The sequence below is a fragment of the Reichenbachiella sp. genome (assembly GCF_039969095.1).
Lineage (GTDB): Bacteria > Bacteroidota > Bacteroidia > Cytophagales > Cyclobacteriaceae > Reichenbachiella.
Map to the genome: position 1 here is coordinate 61,038 of NZ_JBDVOL010000013.1, position 20,353 is coordinate 81,390.

General features: G+C 40.4%; 18 protein-coding genes. 3 read left to right on the forward strand and 15 right to left on the reverse strand.

From position 1 onward, the window contains the following. Positions 1-207: 207 nt before the first annotated feature. On the forward strand, positions 208-2,151 hold the full coding sequence (locus ABJH98_RS12730; protein WP_348308074.1) for a tetratricopeptide repeat protein: 1,944 nt from the start codon (positions 208-210) through the stop codon (positions 2,149-2,151). Positions 2,152-2,833: 682 nt separating this feature from the next. On the opposite strand, the gene ABJH98_RS12735 is transcribed toward ABJH98_RS12730, so the two are convergent. The 15 genes from ABJH98_RS12735 to ABJH98_RS12805 all read right to left on the reverse strand — a co-directional run bounded on the left by ABJH98_RS12735 (position 2,834) and on the right by ABJH98_RS12805 (position 17,766). Continuing rightward, positions 2,834-3,688 carry a hypothetical protein gene (locus tag ABJH98_RS12735; protein WP_348308075.1) on the reverse strand — a complete coding sequence of 285 codons (855 nt, stop codon included), beginning with the start codon at positions 3,686-3,688 and terminating at the stop codon, positions 2,834-2,836. A 127-nt stretch (positions 3,689-3,815) separates the two neighbouring features. Beyond that, positions 3,816-4,679 (reverse strand): DUF5777 family beta-barrel protein, encoded by an 864-nt coding sequence (locus ABJH98_RS12740; protein WP_348308076.1) that lies wholly within the window; start codon positions 4,677-4,679, stop codon positions 3,816-3,818. 5 nt (positions 4,680-4,684) lie between these two features. After that, complete coding sequence (locus ABJH98_RS12745) at positions 4,685-5,230, reverse strand: YceI family protein (RefSeq protein ID WP_348308077.1); 546 nt, start codon at positions 5,228-5,230, stop codon at positions 4,685-4,687. Positions 5,231-5,306: 76 nt separating this feature from the next. Next, on the reverse strand, positions 5,307-6,089 hold the full coding sequence (locus ABJH98_RS12750; protein WP_348308078.1) for a c-type cytochrome: 783 nt from the start codon (positions 6,087-6,089) through the stop codon (positions 5,307-5,309). A gap of 221 nt (positions 6,090-6,310) precedes the next feature. After that, positions 6,311-7,975, reverse strand: coding sequence for an alpha/beta fold hydrolase (locus ABJH98_RS12755; protein WP_348308079.1), 1,665 nt, complete (start codon positions 7,973-7,975; stop codon positions 6,311-6,313). 356 nt (positions 7,976-8,331) lie between these two features. Further along, on the reverse strand, positions 8,332-9,273 hold the full coding sequence (locus ABJH98_RS12760; RefSeq protein WP_348308080.1) for a mechanosensitive ion channel family protein: 942 nt from the start codon (positions 9,271-9,273) through the stop codon (positions 8,332-8,334). A 122-nt stretch (positions 9,274-9,395) separates the two neighbouring features. Beyond that, entirely contained in the window at positions 9,396-9,656 is a 261-nt protein-coding gene (locus ABJH98_RS12765) for a YtxH domain-containing protein (RefSeq protein ID WP_348308081.1), read from the reverse strand. Positions 9,657-9,717: 61 nt separating this feature from the next. Then, complete coding sequence (locus tag ABJH98_RS12770; protein ID WP_348308082.1) at positions 9,718-10,233, reverse strand: DNA starvation/stationary phase protection protein; 516 nt, start codon at positions 10,231-10,233, stop codon at positions 9,718-9,720. 137 nt (positions 10,234-10,370) lie between these two features. Then, entirely contained in the window at positions 10,371-11,822 is a 1,452-nt protein-coding gene (locus ABJH98_RS12775; protein WP_348308083.1) for an ATP-binding protein, read from the reverse strand. Positions 11,823-11,893: 71 nt separating this feature from the next. Beyond that, positions 11,894-13,285, reverse strand: coding sequence for a sigma-54 dependent transcriptional regulator (locus ABJH98_RS12780; RefSeq protein ID WP_348308084.1), 1,392 nt, complete (start codon positions 13,283-13,285; stop codon positions 11,894-11,896). 20 nt (positions 13,286-13,305) lie between these two features. Further along, complete coding sequence (locus ABJH98_RS12785; RefSeq protein ID WP_348308085.1) at positions 13,306-13,650, reverse strand: response regulator; 345 nt, start codon at positions 13,648-13,650, stop codon at positions 13,306-13,308. A 96-nt stretch (positions 13,651-13,746) separates the two neighbouring features. Beyond that, entirely contained in the window at positions 13,747-14,208 is a 462-nt protein-coding gene (locus tag ABJH98_RS12790; RefSeq protein WP_348308086.1) for a hypothetical protein, read from the reverse strand. Between the two features lie 25 nt (positions 14,209-14,233). Beyond that, the gene (locus tag ABJH98_RS12795; protein ID WP_348308087.1) at positions 14,234-16,216 is read right to left on the reverse strand and encodes an aconitate hydratase; all 1,983 of its coding nucleotides are present in this window, start codon (positions 16,214-16,216) and stop codon (positions 14,234-14,236) included. 85 nt (positions 16,217-16,301) lie between these two features. Then, positions 16,302-16,727, reverse strand: a complete 426-nt coding sequence (locus ABJH98_RS12800) for a hypothetical protein (protein WP_348308088.1) — start codon at positions 16,725-16,727, stop codon at positions 16,302-16,304. 187 nt (positions 16,728-16,914) lie between these two features. Further along, the gene (locus ABJH98_RS12805; protein WP_348308089.1) at positions 16,915-17,766 is read right to left on the reverse strand and encodes a universal stress protein; all 852 of its coding nucleotides are present in this window, start codon (positions 17,764-17,766) and stop codon (positions 16,915-16,917) included. Between the two features lie 200 nt (positions 17,767-17,966). On the opposite strand from ABJH98_RS12805, the gene ABJH98_RS12810 reads away from it, so the two are divergent. Next, positions 17,967-19,214, forward strand: a complete 1,248-nt coding sequence (locus ABJH98_RS12810; RefSeq protein WP_348308090.1) for an ATP-binding cassette domain-containing protein — start codon at positions 17,967-17,969, stop codon at positions 19,212-19,214. A 152-nt stretch (positions 19,215-19,366) separates the two neighbouring features. Then, entirely contained in the window at positions 19,367-20,230 is an 864-nt protein-coding gene (locus ABJH98_RS12815; protein ID WP_348308091.1) for an AraC family transcriptional regulator, read from the forward strand. Positions 20,231-20,353: the final 123 nt, after the last annotated feature.

The following is a 20,353-nucleotide window of genomic DNA, read 5'->3' on the forward strand; positions in this document are numbered from 1 at the left end:
TATTTATTGTGGGTGTGGTTGTTTTCAGTTTATTCGTGTATGCAGCTAATGTAGAACTCGGGAATAAAGAGGACAATTGACAAGAAGAATTGCACCGTAAGACGACGTACTAGTACAATTCGCAGTAGTTTTCAGAAAAACCTACTTATTGCTTTTACTGTTACTCATTCTTTAGGAATTTACTAGGACTAACTTTCCTATTTGCTAATGAAGAAACTATTGGTACATACTCTGATTGCCTTTTTGTGCTATGGATATGTCCATGCTGAGCAGACCGATTCTCTCAAATTTAGACTTCAAAACAGCTCTTCAGATACTTCTCGCGTAAAACTTCTTGCCAAACTAGGTTTTGAATATGCCTTCATTCATCTGGACTCTTCGCGAGAATATTGTAAACTAGCCATCGAGCTGGCCGATGAAATAAACTACCAACCCGGCAAGGCAGATGCACTAAATAATCTAGCCATTTCCTACGACATCGAAGGCAATCATGAAACTGCAGTTACCTATTTCCTCATGGCTTTGGATATATACGAAGCCAATGGGGACAAGCAAGGATTGGCAAGAATTTACAACAATTGTGGTATGGTCTATCAAAGTCTGGCAGACACGGCCAAATCATTAGCCTATCATAAAAAATCACTGCAAATAGAGCAGCAGCTTGGAGATTCTCTTGGTATCTCATACTCCATGATACAAGTGGCCTCCCTGCACATGCAGATGAAGAACTACGACCAATCACTTCTTCATTATTTCTCAGCACTAGAAATGCTGATTGCTCTAAATGACGAGCAGGGACTTGCTTATACCCATTGGGGATTAGGCGAATTATACATGTACACTCACAAGCCTCAATTGGCCTTGAAACATGCTCAAAAGGCCTATTCGTTTTTCGAATCAGAAGAAAACAAGAAAGGCATGTCCGAGACTTCCATCATTCTTGGTAAAACGCACTTGCTAGAACAAGACCTGAATCAAGCAGAAAAGTTTTTACTAAAGGCATTAAGTCTCAGTCAAGAACTAGGAACTCAGAACGTCACGCTAGAATGCCTTCTGAATTTAACCACCTTATACAAATCGCTAAATAACTATCAAGTCGCCCTGGGTTACCACGAAAAGTACAATGAATTGCTGAATATTATTCGCAAAAGCGAAATGACAAGCAATATCAAGGAAATTGAATCAAAGTATGACTTCGATAGACAGCAACAGGAAATAGGGTTATTGAATAAGGAGAATATCTATCAAACTTCTGTTAGAAATATTGCCTTCAGTGTTTTATTCATAATAGCTATACTGCTTCTCTTCCTCTATTGGGCCTATCTGGCCAAAGCAAGAACGATGGAGGCATTGAAAGATAAAAACATCGAAATAGAACGTAAGAATGAGATCATCGAAAGAGAAAAGGAAAATGCGCTCATTGCTGCAAAGGCGAAAGCAGATTTTCTATCTGTCATGAGTCATGAAGTCCGCACGCCCATGAATGTTGTCATTGGCTCCATCCATTTGCTGTTAGAAGACAATCCAAAACCACACCAGATTGAGAATTTGAATATGCTCAAATTTTCAGCAGAAAATCTACTCAGGTTACTCAATGATATACTGGACTTAAATAAGCTTGAATCGGGCAAACTAGAACTAGAGTCAACTCCATTCGATTTGAACCTACTTGTAAAAGGCATCAGTGATGGTTTTGGAAATGAAGCATTGAAAAAAGGGATTAAGCTGAAAATAGATGTTAGCGATGAGGTTCCTTCTCAATTGATTGGCGACCCTGGTCGATTGTCGCAAGTGCTGAACAACCTACTGAGCAATAGTCTAAAATTCACTGATGAAGGCAGTGTGCTGCTAAGCATCAAACCTATCAAAAAGAGTAAGAAAAAGATCAAATTGAAATTCGTGGTAGAAGACACGGGTATTGGGATAGCTACAGACCAACAGCAAATCATTTTTGACAACTTCATCCAAGCTGACTCTGATACCACTAGAAAATATGGTGGAACAGGTCTTGGCTTGTCCATCACCAAGCATATCTTAAAGCTTTTCGGTAGTGAAATCAAGTTAAAAAGTCAGGTTGGCAAAGGATCAAAATTCTCTTTCAAAATCAGTTTCAGAACTGATTTAGTAGTCGAAAGTAACTACATCTCCTAATCTAGATGACCTTGTGAAATTTTAAGGTCATAACGTATCGCTCTGACAAGAGTCAGAACTTCTATTGTTAAAATATCATAGAACAAGACTCTTTCTTGTCAAATTCTATAATTTCTGGACCACTCATTTACACTAATTGGAGTGTTTCGAAATGGTAAAAAAGCTGATTGAAAAGATCTTGCGAAGAAGGAGCGACCGAACCGCTAAAACAGTGTGCATGTTCGGTCGCTAATTACTCTGCGTTTCTATTCTTCAAAACTAAAAAAACAAAAGTCAGTCAACTATCACAAATCCGACGATTTCAATGAATTTTCCGACACTGCAACGATTCCGTAAAAAGTAAAAAGGCAACTGGAAAACCAGATGCCTTTTAATTCTCATCATACTGCCAACTCAATGAAGGCATACTTATTAAACTCTCCATGATCAGGAAACAAAAAAACATCTAGTCTACCCAATATGAGCTCAACCAATTGTTCCCTTTGTTATGATTATTGCTGCACAAAAGTAATTAATCATATATCCTCTGTGCTATCATAATTCCGACGAATACTGCCACCTTTTTAACTAAATCATGTAAAAATCCGACTTGTTAAATACCAGAGTGAATGATACAAAAAAGGACATTGATTGCGCAATGCCCTTTGACACTATTTACTTAAACCTAATATTGCTATGCTGCCTATTCAGCGGCAGCTATGTTCTTGTTTACGACAGGCCATACTCCAGGACTTGGTACACTTACGCCCTTTGTGTCTCCTCTTTCTGTGTCCTGACCAAAGTAGTACAATGGCCATCCTTTATAAGTCATTTGGCTTTCGCCAAACACGTCTATTGTTCCGAAATCAGAAGCGTCAAGAGTAGATACAATACCATCAAGCTCTTTTGTGTAAACTGGCCACACGGCGTCATTAGAAAAGTCACTGGCTGTGTAGTTGTTAGTGTCTTTTGAATCGTTTACGAAAGTGTAAATAGTTCTTCCTTGTGAATTCACAAAATAGGCGGTTGCACCATCTCCTTCTTCATAGTCAGAAGTGTAGTTATTTCCATCATTACCGACAAGTTGTGCATTGGCATACATGATCGTATAATTGGGCTTAGCCACAAACCATACTCCCCCAACAGCCTCTCCAGATGTGCTGTTTGCTGCTTCTACTTCTCCATCTCCAGCAGGCGCATAGTAATAAAGTGGCCATCCCTTGTATGTAGTCTGCATAGAGCCATTCGTATGAGTGATGACACCAAAATCAGCACTTTCCAGTCCTGACCCAATCTCCGCTTCCTCTGTGTAGAAAATAGGCCAGCTATCCAGACATCCCTCAAGGCACGAACTACTTCCTGCTACATCCTTGGCGAAGACATATAATATCATACCGTTAGCATCAGTCAATACATCCCCTAAAGTGGCGTCATTGTACAGTTTGATCATTGAACCCGCTTCAACTTTTGGTTCTTCATTATCATCCCCACAGGCTGATGCTGCGATTAATGCTGCCATTAGAAACATGGCATTCATTTGCTTAAATAAACTTTTCATTAGTTGTAGATTTTTAAAAAATTATTGTAATTGATTTATTCGACTCATAGCATAGCAAGATTCAGAGGTACCTGTTGCACAAGAAATCACGGCATTGATATGTAGTCTGAGAAAGCGAGTATATTTTTTAGTTGACCTGAAATGTTCTTGAGATATTGAATCCGAAATGAATTTCGCCATCAAAAAAATCATTGGTAGTTTCAGTGATAAATCCTTTAGGCACCATGGCGGTAGCATTGGTAAACTGAAGCTGAAATACATGCCCTCCAGTTTCTATATCGAAGCCAATGGCAATCGCATTCGTAGTTCCTTCGTTGAGGTGTTGAAATTGATAGTAATATTCTGCACACAAGGCGACACGTTGAGAAAATTTGATGCGACCACCGACCCCTAAGGCGAATATGTCGTTGTTCAAATCACCCTCCTGAATTAAGTTTCGGTGTACCCATGTAGGCACTAGCTGAAGCGAAATTCCATTACCAAACTTGCGAGCGATCAATAATTGATTGGTAAAGGCTAGTTTGTCTTGGAAGCTCAGATCTAACTCTGGAGACTTCAATGTCTTGACAGCTGTCGAGCTCAGCCATGTCACTGAAAGTGGCATGATCTTACTGCCAGTAGACTGCCTTAGTAATCGAAACTTCACAAATCCATCATAGGTCTTTTCATAAGAGCTTCGTCCCAACCCTAAATACAAACGATCAGTCACGGCGTATTCCAGCCCTATTCGTATTGAAGCCTGATCCAGCCCAAACAGTTCGTAGGCACCTCCATCTATGGTTCCAAATCGGTGAGAGATCATAAAATCCATGACTCCCTTTTTCCTAGTTTCGACAGAGTGACCATTGATGACTCGCGTCCCTTTGAAAGTAGCTTCTATCAAAGTAGTCTCATCTGCTTGCTCTTCTTCCAGACTTGCCAGTAAATCGTCCTGCGCTGCAAGAGTCATAGAAATGCTAAGCATGAAAAAAATTGTAGCTAATCGTTTCATGGTAGTTATTTTTTGAAATTAAAGACAGCTTTAACTTCAACTACTTCAGCGATATTCTTGATTACCAACTTTGGTATATCAATGTCATGATCAGCGATTGAAATCGAAAAATCTGTTGACGCTTTCAAGGTTGAAGAAGCAACCTCAAACCTCACCATTGTGGATAATGGTTTTGCCACTCCATGAATTTCCATTTCACCCTCAGCCTCTGCTTCAAAAGTTCCTTCTTTTGAAAAGTCCAGAGCTGCCAAATTCTTTATCATTCCCTTGAAAGTTGCTTTTGGGTATTTCTCAGACTCGAGATAGTTCTCATTAAAATGCTCTTCCATCAAACTCTTGTCAAAATGAAACTTCTTCATTAGCATGGACACAGCCAGCGTTCCTTTGTCAAGATCGATTGCTCCTAGCACCTCTCTGTTGACCGCCTCTATATCTTCCATAGGTGCTTCTGAGAAAAAAGAAGCCACACCTTCTCGATCTATAAGCGGTTGGGCCATAGCGTGCGCACATGCCACAACTACTATCAAAAAAGTCAAAATTCCGTTCTTCATGTTTTTAAATTTTTAGTTTGTGTCGTTTGCCAATTCAGCAAGCGGTAACGATTGAATAATTAGTATGATTTATTGATTAGTCAGAAAGTGCTCCGTCATTTACCCAACAGGCAATCGCATCTATCTCACTTTGAGGAATTGAACCACTAGGTGGCATGGTACCTGCGCCCGTTCTCGCTTTGATTCGACTAGCAGAAGTTTTGATTTCATCGAATGACCCGAAACTTGGAGATGCAGTTTTTCCATGGCAACTGGTACACCTGCTTTTGATGATGCTTTCCACTGCACTAAAACCCACTCCCGAATTCAGTTTTATGCTAGTCGTAATCTCACATCCTTCTTGATCTACTACGCTTATTTGATGGGTGCCACCTGCTAATCCTGAAAAGCTATTATTCTGCTGAGTATTGCCACCATTAAGACTAAAGATGTATGGCTCAACTCCTCCAGAAACGTCAATCTCTATTGTACCTTGCGAGGTTTGACACCCTGCATCAGTGGTTGAAATATTGTCAAGGTTGACACCATCTGAATTCAGCACCTCTACGGTTATTTCGTCTGAGCAACCATTAGTATCCACAATCAGCACTGTATAACTACCTGATCCTACATTTTCAAATACGCCATCAGCATTTGTACCTGCTTCTGATGAAAAAGTGTATGGGGGCTCTCCACCAGAAACTGCTATCGAGAATCTTCCAATAGCTTTACCGCATTCAGCATCAATTCGCTCCAATAGCTCAGTTTGAATTGGTGAAATAGAGCAATTGAATTCAGGATTTATTTGATCCCAGACACACGACACGGTACCTAATAATAACAAATAGCAGAGAAACTTTAGTAAACGGTGTTTATACATGGCAGAAAATTCAATTGGATCAATGGATCACATTATTTCCTGCAAATTTGAATGTAAGGTCTTCAGAAGTCTGAAACAAATCCGTCTAATCCAATAACATTTCCGACAAGGCAACGAGAAAAACCCGACAGAGCTGTGATTTTTCCGACATTGAAAATTGATCATTGTACCTTCATAAGAAGGTCTCCCTAGACTGAATAAAATGCCATTAAAACTCGAATCTATTTTTGCAATAGTTCTGATGGGCTCAGGTTGAACTCCTTCTTGAATGATTTGGAAAAATAGGATGGGCTTGAAAATCCAGTCTGAAATGCAACCTCTGAAATATTGAGCTGTTGATTGAGTAAGAGTTCCTTAGCTCTATGCAAACGTACTGACGAGATCAACTGGTTGGGAGATTTGTTGGTGATTGCCTTTAGCTTGCGTTGCAACTGGCGTTCACTCGTACCCATTTCTCTACAAAGTGGCTCTACACCAAAGGATTCATTGCTCAAATGCTCTTCAATAATTTGCAAGACATTCTCTAGAAAAGAATCATTCCTAGCCACCTGTAGTTGGGGCATATCATCCAATGGAAGCCCTACTCTTGAGTCATCCAATACACGGAAAAGTGAAAGCGATTCGCCCGATATGGTCTGAAAAACCTCTTCTTTTGGAAGGAAACTCAAGCCTGTGCCCATTAATAAGTATTTTACTGTCTGTGTAATGAGTACCTGCCCAGGTTTTGCCAGCTGAAGCATAGACTCGGTAAAACCCTGTGTTTCCCCACTAATAAACTGAGAAGTATCTATAGCACCTTCACGAATGTGAATACCGATGGCCAATTCAGCATTCGATCTGCTTATAGCATCTACTAGATCAATACTACAATGAACCGCCCTGCTGGGTCCTTCGAATGTGGCTATGAATACGTCATGCTCCTGCTGAACAACTTTACCTTTATACTGAGAGACATATTGACTTATAATATCTTGGATATTGCCAACTGAACCATCACCTGCTATTACTCTCGCCGCCACTATAGTGTACAGCCGCTCTTCATATACCTTTTCCGGCTTTTCATTTAATATAAAAGCCCGCATTTCTTCCAAGACTTCAATCGTATTGCCCACCCAAAAGAGATGATCGTCTCCTTCGAATTCTACAAATTTCGCTCCCTTGATTCTATCTGCAATAAATCTACCCTCCTCTATTTTCACATCGATATCATTGACGCGTTGCATCATCAACGTAGGCACCTTGATCGATCCCAGAATATCAATAATATCGACTTGTGTATTCATTTTGGTCAGTACCATGGCTGCGCTAGGGCTGGCTCCCGATCGAAAATAATTGGCCAACCATTCCATAAACACTCTATCATTCGCCTTGGAAGGGGCTAATGATTCTAAACCCATCTCACCACTCCCCCAGCTATTTTCGATCATATCGTAAACAGCCTGACGCTCTTCGTCGGTAGGTGCCCATGGATAGTCCTCAGCATACCTCCTCTTTGCAAACACACCAAAAGTGATCAAAGAAATAATACGATTAGGATAAGTAGCCGCAAAAAGTGCTGAAACAGACCCTCCCTCAGAGTGACCAAACAAAATGGCTTTTTCAGAACCTACAGCGTCCATCACTGCGCGGATATCGTCCATTCTTTCCTCCAAAGTTGAAAGTTCTACCACCCGATCTGAAAGCCCAGTTCCCCTTTTATCAAAGAGAACTACTCGTGCAATTTTACCCAATTCATCAAAGAAATGAACTAATTCTGGACAAGCCCACATCCAATCTATATTGGATACCCAGCCAGGGATATATACCAAATCTATTGGGCCAGAACCGAAAACTTGATAGGCAATATTAATACGTCCACTTTTTGTGTAGTGTGTGGTTGGCTTCATGAATGATCTTTTGTTTGAAAAATGATTTATTATTCACTTTTATCTTAAAATCGTCTATTCGACTACTAGGACAATGAAAGATAGCTGGCCCTATCTCAATCAGATTTAAAATTACGCAAAGGCCTATTCGCCTAGCTCATGTAAAAATACGTTTATATTCTTCCTATATGTAGCCGATATGTGAATGAATTATCATGAAAACGTCAATAGAAGACGGAAAGGTTTATTGTTGCCTTATACGCAAAATAAAAATCAGACAATAGCAGCCAAAGCCAACCCTTGGCCGAATAAATGAGGGCACAAAAAACCCTGACTTTTTTCTAGTCAGGGCTCTTTATTCACCAGTTTGACAAATTTTAATTCTCCTCAAGCGCTTTGGTTTTTCCGTTTGCCGATGCCTTAAGATTGCCAACATTAGTTTTCATCTCAGAAAGTTCTTTGCCTCCTTTGATCCCAAAATCCAGGGTGCGAATTGGGAATGGAATAGTAATGTCATTTTCGTCGAATGCTTTTTTGACGGCGATAATCGCATCGCTTTGCGCTTTCAAAAAACCTGGCTCATCGGGATAATGCACCCAGATCATCAACTTGAAGTTGATGGAGCTATCCCCGAATGAGGTATAATGAAGTTCCACTTCCTTATTAGGCAACAAGTAGGGCAATTCCGAGACAGCATGTATAGCCACTTCTTTTACCTTTTCGAGATCATCGGCATAAGATACACCAACTTCCAGATCAATACGACGGTCCGATGTTTTGGTATAGTTGGTCACGGGCGATTGAAATACATCCTTGTTCGGTATGATGACATGAAGGCCCTGAAAAGTACGAAGCATAGTTACCCGCAGATCTATTTTTTCTACTGTACCCATGAAGGATTTAGTTTCTATAATATCCCCCAACTGGATGGGTTTTCTGAAGGCTATGAGCACGCCTGAAATGAAATTGGCAGCAATGTCCTGAAAAGCAAAACCAAGTGCCAAACCAATGATACCTGCACCGGCGAGCAGTGAAGTAACCGTCTGCTGCAAGTGAAGTACATTGAGCGCTACGATCAATCCAACACCAAGGGCTGTCAAATACACGATAGTTGAAAATAGGCTATTAATAGCTTCTTTCGCCGAAAAACGTCGCATGAGATTGCTCACCCCCATCCTCAACATACGCGCCGTGATGTATGAAACGACCAGTACAAAAACAGCTACTACCATGTTAGGTAGCAAGGCGGTGAGTGACTCTAGCCAGTTGGATAGCTTTCCACTTAAAATTTCTATTGCTTTATTCAAATTGAATTCCATTGTAATGAGGGTTTAGTTTTACTAGGTATAGTTGTACTAAAGGAGAAAATGCAGCGAGGATAAGCCGGATTCCCTCGAAAGGTACCTCCGACCTATCCTCACTACATAGATCATAATCCAGCTTACATAGTAGCTTTTTCAGCTACCCGATCAAGGATTTGTTTGCCTTGAGTGGACTTTTCTTTGATGGTCTTATTCAATATGCTTTTGGCTTCAGCCAACTTCAGAGTAGCTGCTTTTTCTAAAGCATCTTTATACTCTTTTGATTCATCCACCAATTTTTCTCTAGATTCTTTTCCACTTCTTGGAGCTGTTAAATATCCGGCAGCTAATCCTGCTCCTGCTCCAATAATGAATGTTGATATTATTCTTAACGCTTTCATGTTTATCTATTTTTAGTGAGTAACCTCAAAACCTTTGAGGCATTTGAATTGTATTTTTTGATTACCCCTGATGGGCAAAAGCTGTCAGCATCCAATGGTCTTTCTCCACTTGTTTCACAAAGCCTTTCATCATTTCTTCTGTGCCACTATCTCCATTTTCGATAGCTACTTCTATGGTTGCAAACAAATGCTCCAATAGAATATGATAATCTTTGATGATTTCCTTTACCATTTCCAGGCCAGTAAGGTCCGTTCCTGACTCTTTGATATCAGAGTTTTCGAGAAATTCTCTCAAAGTACTCAGCGGCATCTGACCAAAAATCCTAATCCTTTCCGCGATTTCGTCGATCACAACGCTCGCCGTTTTATACTGCGATTCGAATTTTTCATGAATATCGAAAAAATCTCCTCCTCGCACATTCCAGTGAAAGTTTCTGAGCTTCTGATAGTGAACGGCATAGTTGGCCAATAGCTTATTCATGACATCTACCAGCTCTGCGGTTTCGAGCTTCGAATAGCCCAATGATGCAAATGTTTTCTTTTTTGGTTTTTGTATATCTAATATGTTGTTATCCATAATCTTCTATTTTTAATTGTTTTTACCAGAAGAGTTGCGAATAACGTACCAAGGCACTGATAAGCTCTAAAGCGGGTTTTTACTAAAAGTAATGTGGATTTACGCGGAGTTTAATAGATGATTGGGCAATAATTTCCTCACATGGTTGGAAAACTAATGGTAAAGCTCGTTCCCTTACCTACTTCACTTTCAGCATGTATATTTCCTTTGTGACTTCGGATGATGTTTTGAACTGTGGTGAGTCCTAGCCCAGTACCTTCTGTTTTTCCTGTGAAAAATGGTTCGAACAGCTTGCTCATATCTTCTTTACTTAAACCTTTACCATTGTCGGAAACGATCACAATCACTCGATCACCGGATAGTTGAGTTGTTATTTCCAACTGACCTTGATCTGGCTTCATGGCTTCTATGGCATTGATGAATAGGTTGAGTAGTGCAATATTGATTTGGTCCGTGTCCAGTGCAATTTCCGGAAGATTGTCATCCAGTTTTTCATGAAGTGTCATGTTCTGAAGATTGAGGCGGTCTCTCACTAAAGCTATGGATTGCTTGACTACTTGATTAATGGACTGCTGAACTAGCTTCAAATCTTTAGGCTTCGAAGAATTCAGAAGATCTGTAATCAGCTGACCAATTCGGTCAGAGTTTCTTTTGATGATGGAAAAATAGAGATCTGCATCTTCTATTTCTTCAGTGACTTCATCTCTGAGTTGCTCTAGTGCAAGGGTCAAGTTGGTGAGCGGATTTCTTACCTCGTGCGCTATGGTTCTTGCAATTTTCCCAGTCATGGAGAGTTTTTCTGCCTGAACCAGTTCCTTGTCCGCTTGTCTACGTTTGGTCATATCTCGGATGACTCCGATATAACTTTTCTTCTTGCTCTCCGGATTGATCAGCAAGACACTGTTGACAATACAAATCTTCTTTTGCCCTTCAGCATCATGCATTTCCAACTCGTATTCTTCTACACGTTTTTCGCTCGTCAACATTTTTTTGAAGTTTTCATATTCTTGCTGATCCAGAATAAGATCCTTCAGTGAAAGCTTTAGTAAATCCTCCGATTCATATTTGAACAATTGCAACAAGGAACTATTCACATCTAAAAAACGAAATTTTGCATCGGCTTGAAAGATGGCATCAATCGACTCTTCAAACAACTTTTGGTACTTTTTCTCTCTGGCTTCTACTTCTAGGATAGCCTCTTTGAGATCAGACACATCCTGAAATGTAACGGTGACACCGTCTCCCATTTTCACAATGGCTATTTTATACCACTTTTCTGTATTGTCACCTGCATAATGCTGTTCAAAGGTTTTCAGTTCTCCCGTTTCCGCTACAGATTTATAGCTTTCAAATAAGCCATCCGTTTTGTTGTGAGGGAGTACATCGAGTAGTTTGTGTGCTAGCAGTTTTTCTGAATCATACCCTAGAATTTCTTCGGCCACATCATTGACAAATTGCCATTCAAAATCGATGATCTGGTCATCCTTTCTTATGGCTTTGAGTGTCATTATGCCATTAAAGGCGCTATCTAGAATACTTTTGAGTAGTCCTTCTACAGCCCCTTCATTCAAACCTTCAATTTGTTCCAATGTATGCTAGTTAGATGTAAATGGTAGTAAAATTCACGCTAGGAGTAATTTAGGAAATAGTCAGCCAATTATCAGACCTCTATGCCGTAAGCTCGCATTTTATTGTATAACGTTTTTCTATCTACGCCAAGCAGTTCTGCTGTTTTGCTTTTGTTCTTATTGGTCTTTTCTAGAACGAGTAGGATCGCCTGCTTTTCTGCTTGTTCTGTCACTGCCTTCAAACTTGACGGGATCCCTCCATTGAACACCATATCCATATTTTCGTCTTGCACAGATGGTGTCAAAATTTCCTGAGGCAGGCACTCTGCACCTATGGTGTCGCTTGTGCACAACAACACGCCTCTTTTAATCACATTTTTCAATTCCCGTAAATTACCTGGCCAGCTGTAGGTTCTGATGATTGGAATAACATCTGAAGAGAAGCCTTGGACTTCTTTTTTCAGCTGCTGATTGGCCAATGACAGAAAGTGTTGTGCAAATACTTCAATATCTTCTGGCCGTTCTCTCAATGGTGATAATTCTATTTTGAATTCATTCAGACGGAAATAAATATCCTCTCTAAATTCTCCCGACTTCACCTTTTCCCTTAGGTTTTCGTTAGTGGCTACCAGTACCCGAACATCTACAGATTGCTCCTCTGCCCCTCCTACTTTACGCACGACGCGCTCTTGCAACACTCTCAATAGATTCAGCTGATTTTCATAACTCAGGTTTCCAATTTCATCCAGAAATAATGTACCACCATTGGCTCTTTCGAAACAGCCTTTTTTATCTTGAATTGCGCCAGTAAAAGCCCCTTTTAAATGCCCAAAAAGTTCGCTAGCGGCTAGTTCCATGGGTAACGCCCCACAATCAACCGCTACGAAGGGTTTTTGATCTCTGTGGCTTTTTTCATGAATGGATCGGGCGACATATTCTTTTCCAGTGCCAGTTTCTCCTTCAATCACTACAGACATGTCTGTGGCTGCAATCAAGTCTATGTGTTTGAGAACAGCTTGTGCCTGATGGCTGGTGCCTGATATAAAATCTGAATGTGAGGCAACCACCTTTTTGACAGAATTTTCCGCAGGCTTTCCAGCTGTAGAATTAGCCTCAGCTTCGTGTCTGAATTGAAGTGCTTGTTCTACGGTGACAAGAATCTCGTCTGGATATAGTGGTTTTGTAACGTAATCGTAAGCTCCTTTTTTGAGCGCATCTACTGCCACTCGTACGTCAGAATATCCAGTGATGATGATGACCTGAATCTTTGCACTAATGATCTTTATTTTTTGAAGGATTTCTAATCCAGTATAATCAGGCAATTTAAAGTCACAGATCACCAAATCTACTTCATTGGATTTGAGCCATTTGATAGCTCCTTCTCCATTGGGTTGACTAAATGCTTCGTAGCCCTTTTTAGTAAAGTACTTCCTGAGTAAAAGGCAAATATCGGGTTCATCATCGACTATAAGGATTTTTTTCATAGGTGTTTGTTATCCTACCACTAGCCTTGAATGGCTTCAATGATCTGACTTTTGGTAAATGGTTTTTTAATGAATATGTCTATTTTTTCTTCTTCTACTCTTTGCATTTCATATGCTCCATCATGCGCGCTGATTACGATTACCCTGGCATTGGGCGACTTTGCACGAATCAAAGGAATCAGATCGAATCCGGTTCCATCCGGAAGGTTTAAATCCAACAAGTAGGCCTGATAATCACCATCTTTCACTTTGGCTTTGGCCGCCGCAATGCGATTGACATGTTCTGCCTCTAAACCTTCTTTGATTAAAATCCGAGATACCATCATGCCGATATCGTCCTCGTCATCTACAATGAGTGCCTTCATAAGCATCAATAATTCATATTAAATGTGTGTAATATATTCCTCAAGTTAGTTCAAAACCACCTTTACAACAACCTACCGTCCTGTCAGTCTATTCATCTAGAGTGAGAAAATAGATAGATAAACTTCTTTGGTATCCTCCAATTCATTGATGAAATCATAGGTCTCTGACAGCTGACTCGTGAACAGTTCCGTCATAAAATCATCGTATGAGGAGTCCTGAGATAGGTCTTTGTAATAACTCAAAATTTTCTTTTCTCTATCAATACAATTGTCCAGAATGTCTTTTTCCCATCCTTGCAAGAGTAAGTGATCCATTTTTATTTCGAGCTTCTCCCACTCTGGGCGTATGGAATCGGACACTTCATACATTAAAGTTTCCAATTTCACATCGTATTGGTTGACAATACTCATGATGAACTTAACCTTCCGATCGGCTAAGGTAGCTAGCTGATCTTTCACTGGCTGATCGGTCATCCTAATGGATGTCTTTCTAAACATGATTTCAGCGAGTTTCAATTCACTGATTAATTGCTTTATTTTAATATTTAACTTTTTCATTTGATGTTTAAATTTTGTGTTGATATTAGGCTTCAGCCAGTTCTTCCACTGCTTTTTTGGAATTGACCATTTCAGCTCTTTCTTTTAAATCGTTGATTACACCACCCGCCAGCAGTACGCGTATCTGTCGTTCACTCAGTCTAGTTTTCACTGCTATTTCCTTATTGATAGAGATGTTCTTCACCAATATGGGCTTATCGCTTTGAATGGCTTCTCTGAGCTCCGTAAATAGAATGACGTCATTTTCGTCTATATCATGGTAATCTGAAGGATCTTCAAATTCGAATGGGATAATGCCGAAATTGACCAAATTTTGCCACCCAATTCTAGCATAGCTTTTGGCAATGACTGCCTTTTGACCGAGGTATCTCGGTGCTAAAGCAGCATGCTCGCGAGAGGAGCCTTGTGCATAATTTTCTCCAGCGATTACGATATGGCCGTCACTGCTTAATTTGGCTCGTTTATAAAAATCTTTCGACAGTGCCTGGTAGGCATATTTGCTTATTTCGGGTATGTTACTTCTGAGTGGAAGCACTTCTGCACCAGCCTTCAATATTTCATCAGTAGATATATTGTCACCCATTTTTAATATCACGGGTAGTTGAAATTCACACTCCAATCGACCGAATTTCGGAATAGGTTTGATATTCGGGCCCATCTCTAGTTTCACCTTACTTTTAGACTTTTCAGGAGGGAAAATGACTGTCAAGCCAGACTTTACTTGATTCGGTTCTTCGAATTTCGGATAATCAAATCCCAAGGTTCTAGGGTCTGTAATTTCTCCATTCAAAGCACTAGCTGCAGCTGTTTCTGGGCTACATAGATACACTTGGTCATCTTTGGTACCTGACCTTCCTGAGAAATTTCTTGGCATAGTTCTCAAGCTGATTTTCCCACTAGCAGGTGCTTGTCCCATTCCGATACAGCCCATACATCCGGTTTGATGAAATCTAGCTCCCGAGCCCATCAATTCTCCCATAGCTCCATCGGCAGTAAGCGTCTGAATTGTTTGTCTGGAAGATGGATTGACATCAAGTGAGATATGAGCTGGTACTTGTTTGTTTTTGACGATTTGAGAAACCATCCAAAAATCACGATATCCTGGATTGGCTGATGAGCCTACCACTACCTGTGAGATTTTCCTTCCTGCCACCTTGCTGACAGGAACTACATTGCCTGGACTGCATGGGCAAGCAATCATCGGCTCTACTTTGGACAAATCAATATGATCGGTGAGATCATAAGTCGCATCCTCTTCGGCTTTTAGTTCTACCCAATCATCGGCTCTGCCTTGTTGGGTCAAAAATTCTTTTGTTCTTTCATCTGATGGGAAAACCGTAGAAGTGGCTCCCATTTCGGTACCCATATTGGCAATCACATGACGATCCCACGTACTTAGATTTTTTATTCCTTCGCCATAATATTCAATGACATATCCTTTGGCACCTTTCACATCGTATCGACGCAGCATTTCCAATACCACATCCTTGGCACTGACCCATTCGGGTAATTTACCTGTCAATTCTACACCTAATACTTTTGGCATCTTCACATAGTACGGCTCTCCTGCCGCCGCCATAGCTACATCCAGTCCACCAGTACCAATAGCCAACATACCCAAACCTCCGCCCGCGCATGAATGACTGTCAGATCCTAATAAACTTTTGCCTGGCACACCAAATTGTTCCATGTGCACAACATGGCTAATACCATTGCCGGCACGGCTATAATAATAACCCATTTTCTGCGTAGCTGCCTGTAAGAAGGCATGATCATCCGCATTTTTGAAATCCGTTTGAAGTAAGTTATGATCGACATATTGAACTGCTTTTTCAGCCTTTACTTTGGCCAATCCCATGGCCTGTAGCTCAAGCATGACCAACGTACCAGTCGCATCCTGTTGTAGGACATGGTCTATTCGTAGTCCGATTTCTGAGCCAGGCGTCATATCCCCGGTAACTAAATGTGATTTGATCAGTTGCTGTGTGATATTCATATGTGTTTTCATTATTTCTGGATTTGATATTAGAAAGGATAAAGAAATGATCAGGCCGAGTGGCCTGACCATTATCTACTTTAAAAAAGGGGGATTGTTAATTGAATAATTCTTCGGCTTCTATAGTCAGGCTATCAATTTTAGCTTGATAGGTAATCAACACGTCTTTCGATTCGTCTTTTACCTCTTCCCAATTTTCGCTAGAAGCTTCTGTCATTTCCTCTAATTCATCTGCCATTTTCTGTCTCTGAGTCTTAAGCTTATCCAAGGTCGCAGTTACATCCTCCTTCACCTCATCGGTCGCTCCTTCTAACTTTTCTTCTAATCCAGCAATTTTCTTATCTACTGCTTCAATGGCATCTGTGTACGCTGTCTTCAACTCACTCTTAGCTTCTAGCGCTTCTTCTTTTACTTCCTCCATAGATTCCGCTGCTTCAGTTTTTTTAGTATTTGTGGAGCAGCTGGCCAGTATGATTAAGAAAGCCAAGGCTAAAAAGTGTATATAATTATTTCTATGATTCATATTCAATTTGTATTTAGTGATTAAAAAGTGAGGACTCTCCTCATATTGTTATCCGCTAGTTGTATTAGTACCCAAAACCATTCCTTTCACCTCAACAGACCTAATTCATGCATTATGGCCATATTGTTATAAAATAAGGTGAATTAAATTCAACAACCAGAATGATCTTGGGGACTTTTCTCCACAATTACACCTGCTCAACTAGAACTGGAACTTCTGTTTCGTGTATGACTTTTTCTGCCAAACTACCTTCGAAGAAGGTCCAGAAGTTAGATTTTTGATAGGTCTTCATCAGAATCAGTCCTGGGTGAATCTGATCAACTATTTTCATGATGCCATTCACTTCTCCTTTATTGGACACAATGTGAATTCTATAGTTATTGATCCTTAGTGCTTTAACTAACGCCGACATTTTTGGCAAAATATCAGCTTCGTTGAGCAACTCAGTGGTATCCACATTTACAAAATGAATGGTGGCTCCGTGATTTTCTAAGAGCCTGCACATATCGTACAAGCGGGTAGGTAATTCCGTACTCAAATCAGTGGCAATCAGTACATCATCGAGTGTAATATCTGCATAGTTGGACACCGCAAGCACTGGAATACCTGACTTACGAATCATTTTCTCGGTATTGTTTCCAGAAAATTTTTCAACCAAGTTATTGGTTCCAGATGTACCAGAAACGATCAAATCGACTTTTATATCGTCCAGTAGATCGTTCATTCCTGAATTGAGTGTGTCACTCACTATATATATCTGACCTCTTAATCCTTCACTCAAGTAGAGGTCCATTTCGTTTTTTAATTTTTTCAGCACATGGGTCTTCTCTCTCTCCATCTGCTGTTCCTGAACCGCTGAATTTACAATCATGGAAGCATCACCTGGGTATACAGGTGTAACCACAGGGTGATAAGGTAAGAAATGCACGACGTGCACTTGGCTTTTAAATTTTGTAGCAAACTGATTGGCAGCTTTTAGGCCGGCTACGGATTCCTCAGTAAAATCTATTGGAACTAATAAGTTTTTTATGTCTTTCATGATTGTGTCTTTTAATCGGTATCTCGTCAAGTACACTTAGTTAAGAAAAAATCAGTCCAAGCGGCAAAAAACTCTCTGGTGATTGTTTTTCAACATATTCAGTAAAATCTATTGTCCCATTCTCGACTCAACTGAGGAAAATGCTCTACATTTAAAAGAAGCATGCATATTTGTGTTGAGTATAAGATTTGCAACCATTTATGACACATAAGTACCACCACTGGAATATCAAATTAGATAATGCACCAGAACGTCAACCTTTAATGACTGGGCTGTTTGATAAAAAGTACATACCAGCTTTTCTGTGGATGGAGGAATATAAAGTTCACATCATTTCTCCAAAGACCATTCTCAAATTCATAGACGAAGAATTGATTCATGACAACGAAGATATACTGATACAAAACGGTCAGACACTTAACTCTATGTCTTCTGGTGAACGTAAGCAGGCTTTTCTTCGATATACGTTGAGTCTAAATCCAGTCGTGCTTATCCTCGATCATTTGTTGGACAATTTGGATACTAAGGCCAGAGAAAGAATTATTGATTTATTAAAAACACATTCAAATCACTCGAATATTATAAATATTTATTCTCGTGAAAATGACCGTTTGCCTTTTTTGAAAGAACAGTTCACCTACCAGAAAGGTAAACTTGAAAAGAAAGGCCGCGATAAAAAAGCAGACCATTTTGCCCAAGCTGAGAACCAACACCCACTACCTGATCCACTTCATAAGCTCCCAATCTTCGACAATCCGCTAGTTTCGTTCAACCAAGTGAGTGTATCCTACTTAGACAAATGCATTCTGAAAAACATCAGCTGGGTCATCAACAAAGGCCAGTTTTGGCACCTCTATGGACCCAATGGAAGCGGTAAAACCACCTTACTCACTATGATCACAGGTGATAATCCAAAAGCCTACGGTCAGAATATCAAACTCTTCGGCCAACAAAAAGGAAGCGGTGAAACCATCTGGGACATCAAACAAAAGGTAGGCTACTTCACTACCAACATGACCTTCCAGTTTAAAAGAAGGCAATTGACCAGAGAAATGATCATTTCAGGCTTTTTCGATTCGGTGGGACTTTATCATATCCCTTCCGACCAGCAAACCAAACTGGCTAATGAATGGCTAAATTTCATCGGACTTTCTCATCTGGCTGAAAGGCCATTCATAGACTTATCCATGTGTCATCAGCGAATGATCATGATTGCAAGAGCGATGGTGAAGCACCCACCCTTGCTTATTTTGGACGAAGCTTCAGTGGATCTGGATGATGAAAGCGCTGCCCAGATGATTCATCTCATCAACCGTATTGCTCACGAAGGCGAAACCACTATCATCTATGTTTCACACAGAGTCGAGCCCGGATTGTCTCCCACGAACAGTTTTGAATTGGTGCCAGGGGAAGGAGGATCTCAAGGTATTGTTCACAGCCTTAAGTAACAACGTCATTCTCCGAGGCGACTGGAAGGAGCATTCGGGGAATCCATATCGCTGAGTTCTGCTGTTTGCAAACAAACTACTATACCGAAACAGATAGCCCGGACTACCGCCGGGCTATGACGGTATCATTGGCGTGACTATCTTTACCCCCAATGAAAGGCATACCAGTTTACAGCATTGAAAAATTCAAAGAAGGAGGAGAGAAACCTTATCAAATAGAGGTGTTTGATGCCAATCGACACTTTGAGGTGGAGTATCCACATTGCCATGATTTTTTTGAAGTACTGTTTCTCACGCAAGGCTCGGGTGTGCACATCATCGACAACAACAGCTATGAAATACAACCGCCTTGTATTTTCTTTCTCAGTCCTGGGCAAGCACATAAACTAGAATTGTCTGAAGACGTATCTGGCTACATTTTTTTATTCACAGGTGAGTTTTATTTGCTTGATAAAAGCAATCAGAACAAATTATTAGAATATCCCTTCTTCTTCAATGTGAAGCAGGACAACCCTCCATTGTTGATCAAGGATTCGTCCGATCAGGCGTTTTTAGCATCGCTATTCAAAAAAGGGTGTGAGGAAATGAGCAAAACAGATCAAGGCAGTTATGAATTATCACACGCCCTTTTGGAATTGATCTTGTGCAGCTGTGAGCGACTCTATCCACCAGAGCAATTGGAAGGCGTAAGGCAGAAAGGCCATGTGTTAGTCAAACGCTTTCGCGAACTGATCGAGGAAAAATACCAACAAAACCTCAGCATCAAAGACTACGCTGATTTGCTCAATGTCAGCGAAAATCATCTGACGCATTTAGTCAAGGAAAGAACATCGAAAACATCAAAAGAGCTCATTCGTGAGAAACAAATCATAGAAATCAAGCGACTTTTGAAGTATTCGGACTACTCTATCACACAAATCGCCGATCATCTCAGTTTTAAGGATCAGTCGTATTTCACCAAATTTTTCAAGAAGTCCGAAGGCATTACCCCACTAGACTACAGAGAGAATCGTTGAAAAGTACCTAAACTTTTCATTTTTCCACCACAATTGTTGGCGCAAGCCCCCTCATCTTTGTAATCTGAGAAATGTCTCATGAGATCTGAGGATGGTATTGTTGGTCACAAGACCAACAACGGC

What these genes read in the sequence shown, in the direction of transcription:
- ABJH98_RS12745 (WP_348308077.1), bottom strand. Translation starts at nt 5,230, where the DNA reads ATGAAGAACGGAATTTTGACTTTTTTGATAGTAGTTGTGGCATGTGCG.
- ABJH98_RS12730 (WP_348308074.1), top strand. Translation starts at nt 208, where the DNA reads ATGAAGAAACTATTGGTACATACTCTGATTGCCTTTTTGTGCTATGGA.
- ABJH98_RS12755 (WP_348308079.1), bottom strand. Translation starts at nt 7,975, where the DNA reads ATGAAGCCAACCACACACTACACAAAAAGTGGACGTATTAATATTGCC.
- ABJH98_RS12765 (WP_348308081.1), bottom strand. Translation starts at nt 9,656, where the DNA reads ATGAAAGCGTTAAGAATAATATCAACATTCATTATTGGAGCAGGAGCA.
- ABJH98_RS12815 (WP_348308091.1), top strand. Translation starts at nt 19,367, where the DNA reads ATGAAAGGCATACCAGTTTACAGCATTGAAAAATTCAAAGAAGGAGGA.
- ABJH98_RS12780 (WP_348308084.1), bottom strand. Translation starts at nt 13,285, where the DNA reads ATGAAAAAAATCCTTATAGTCGATGATGAACCCGATATTTGCCTTTTA.
- ABJH98_RS12805 (WP_348308089.1), bottom strand. Translation starts at nt 17,766, where the DNA reads ATGAAAGACATAAAAAACTTATTAGTTCCAATAGATTTTACTGAGGAA.
- ABJH98_RS12760 (WP_348308080.1), bottom strand. Translation starts at nt 9,273, where the DNA reads ATGGAATTCAATTTGAATAAAGCAATAGAAATTTTAAGTGGAAAGCTA.
- ABJH98_RS12810 (WP_348308090.1), top strand. Translation starts at nt 17,967, where the DNA reads ATGACACATAAGTACCACCACTGGAATATCAAATTAGATAATGCACCA.
- ABJH98_RS12740 (WP_348308076.1), bottom strand. Translation starts at nt 4,679, where the DNA reads ATGAAACGATTAGCTACAATTTTTTTCATGCTTAGCATTTCTATGACT.
- ABJH98_RS12790 (WP_348308086.1), bottom strand. Translation starts at nt 14,208, where the DNA reads ATGAAAAAGTTAAATATTAAAATAAAGCAATTAATCAGTGAATTGAAA.
- ABJH98_RS12770 (WP_348308082.1), bottom strand. Translation starts at nt 10,233, where the DNA reads ATGGATAACAACATATTAGATATACAAAAACCAAAAAAGAAAACATTT.
- ABJH98_RS12795 (WP_348308087.1), bottom strand. Translation starts at nt 16,216, where the DNA reads ATGAAAACACATATGAATATCACACAGCAACTGATCAAATCACATTTA.
- ABJH98_RS12735 (WP_348308075.1), bottom strand. Translation starts at nt 3,688, where the DNA reads ATGAAAAGTTTATTTAAGCAAATGAATGCCATGTTTCTAATGGCAGCA.
- ABJH98_RS12800 (WP_348308088.1), bottom strand. Translation starts at nt 16,727, where the DNA reads ATGAATCATAGAAATAATTATATACACTTTTTAGCCTTGGCTTTCTTA.
- ABJH98_RS12785 (WP_348308085.1), bottom strand. Translation starts at nt 13,650, where the DNA reads ATGAAGGCACTCATTGTAGATGACGAGGACGATATCGGCATGATGGTA.
- ABJH98_RS12750 (WP_348308078.1), bottom strand. Translation starts at nt 6,089, where the DNA reads ATGTATAAACACCGTTTACTAAAGTTTCTCTGCTATTTGTTATTATTA.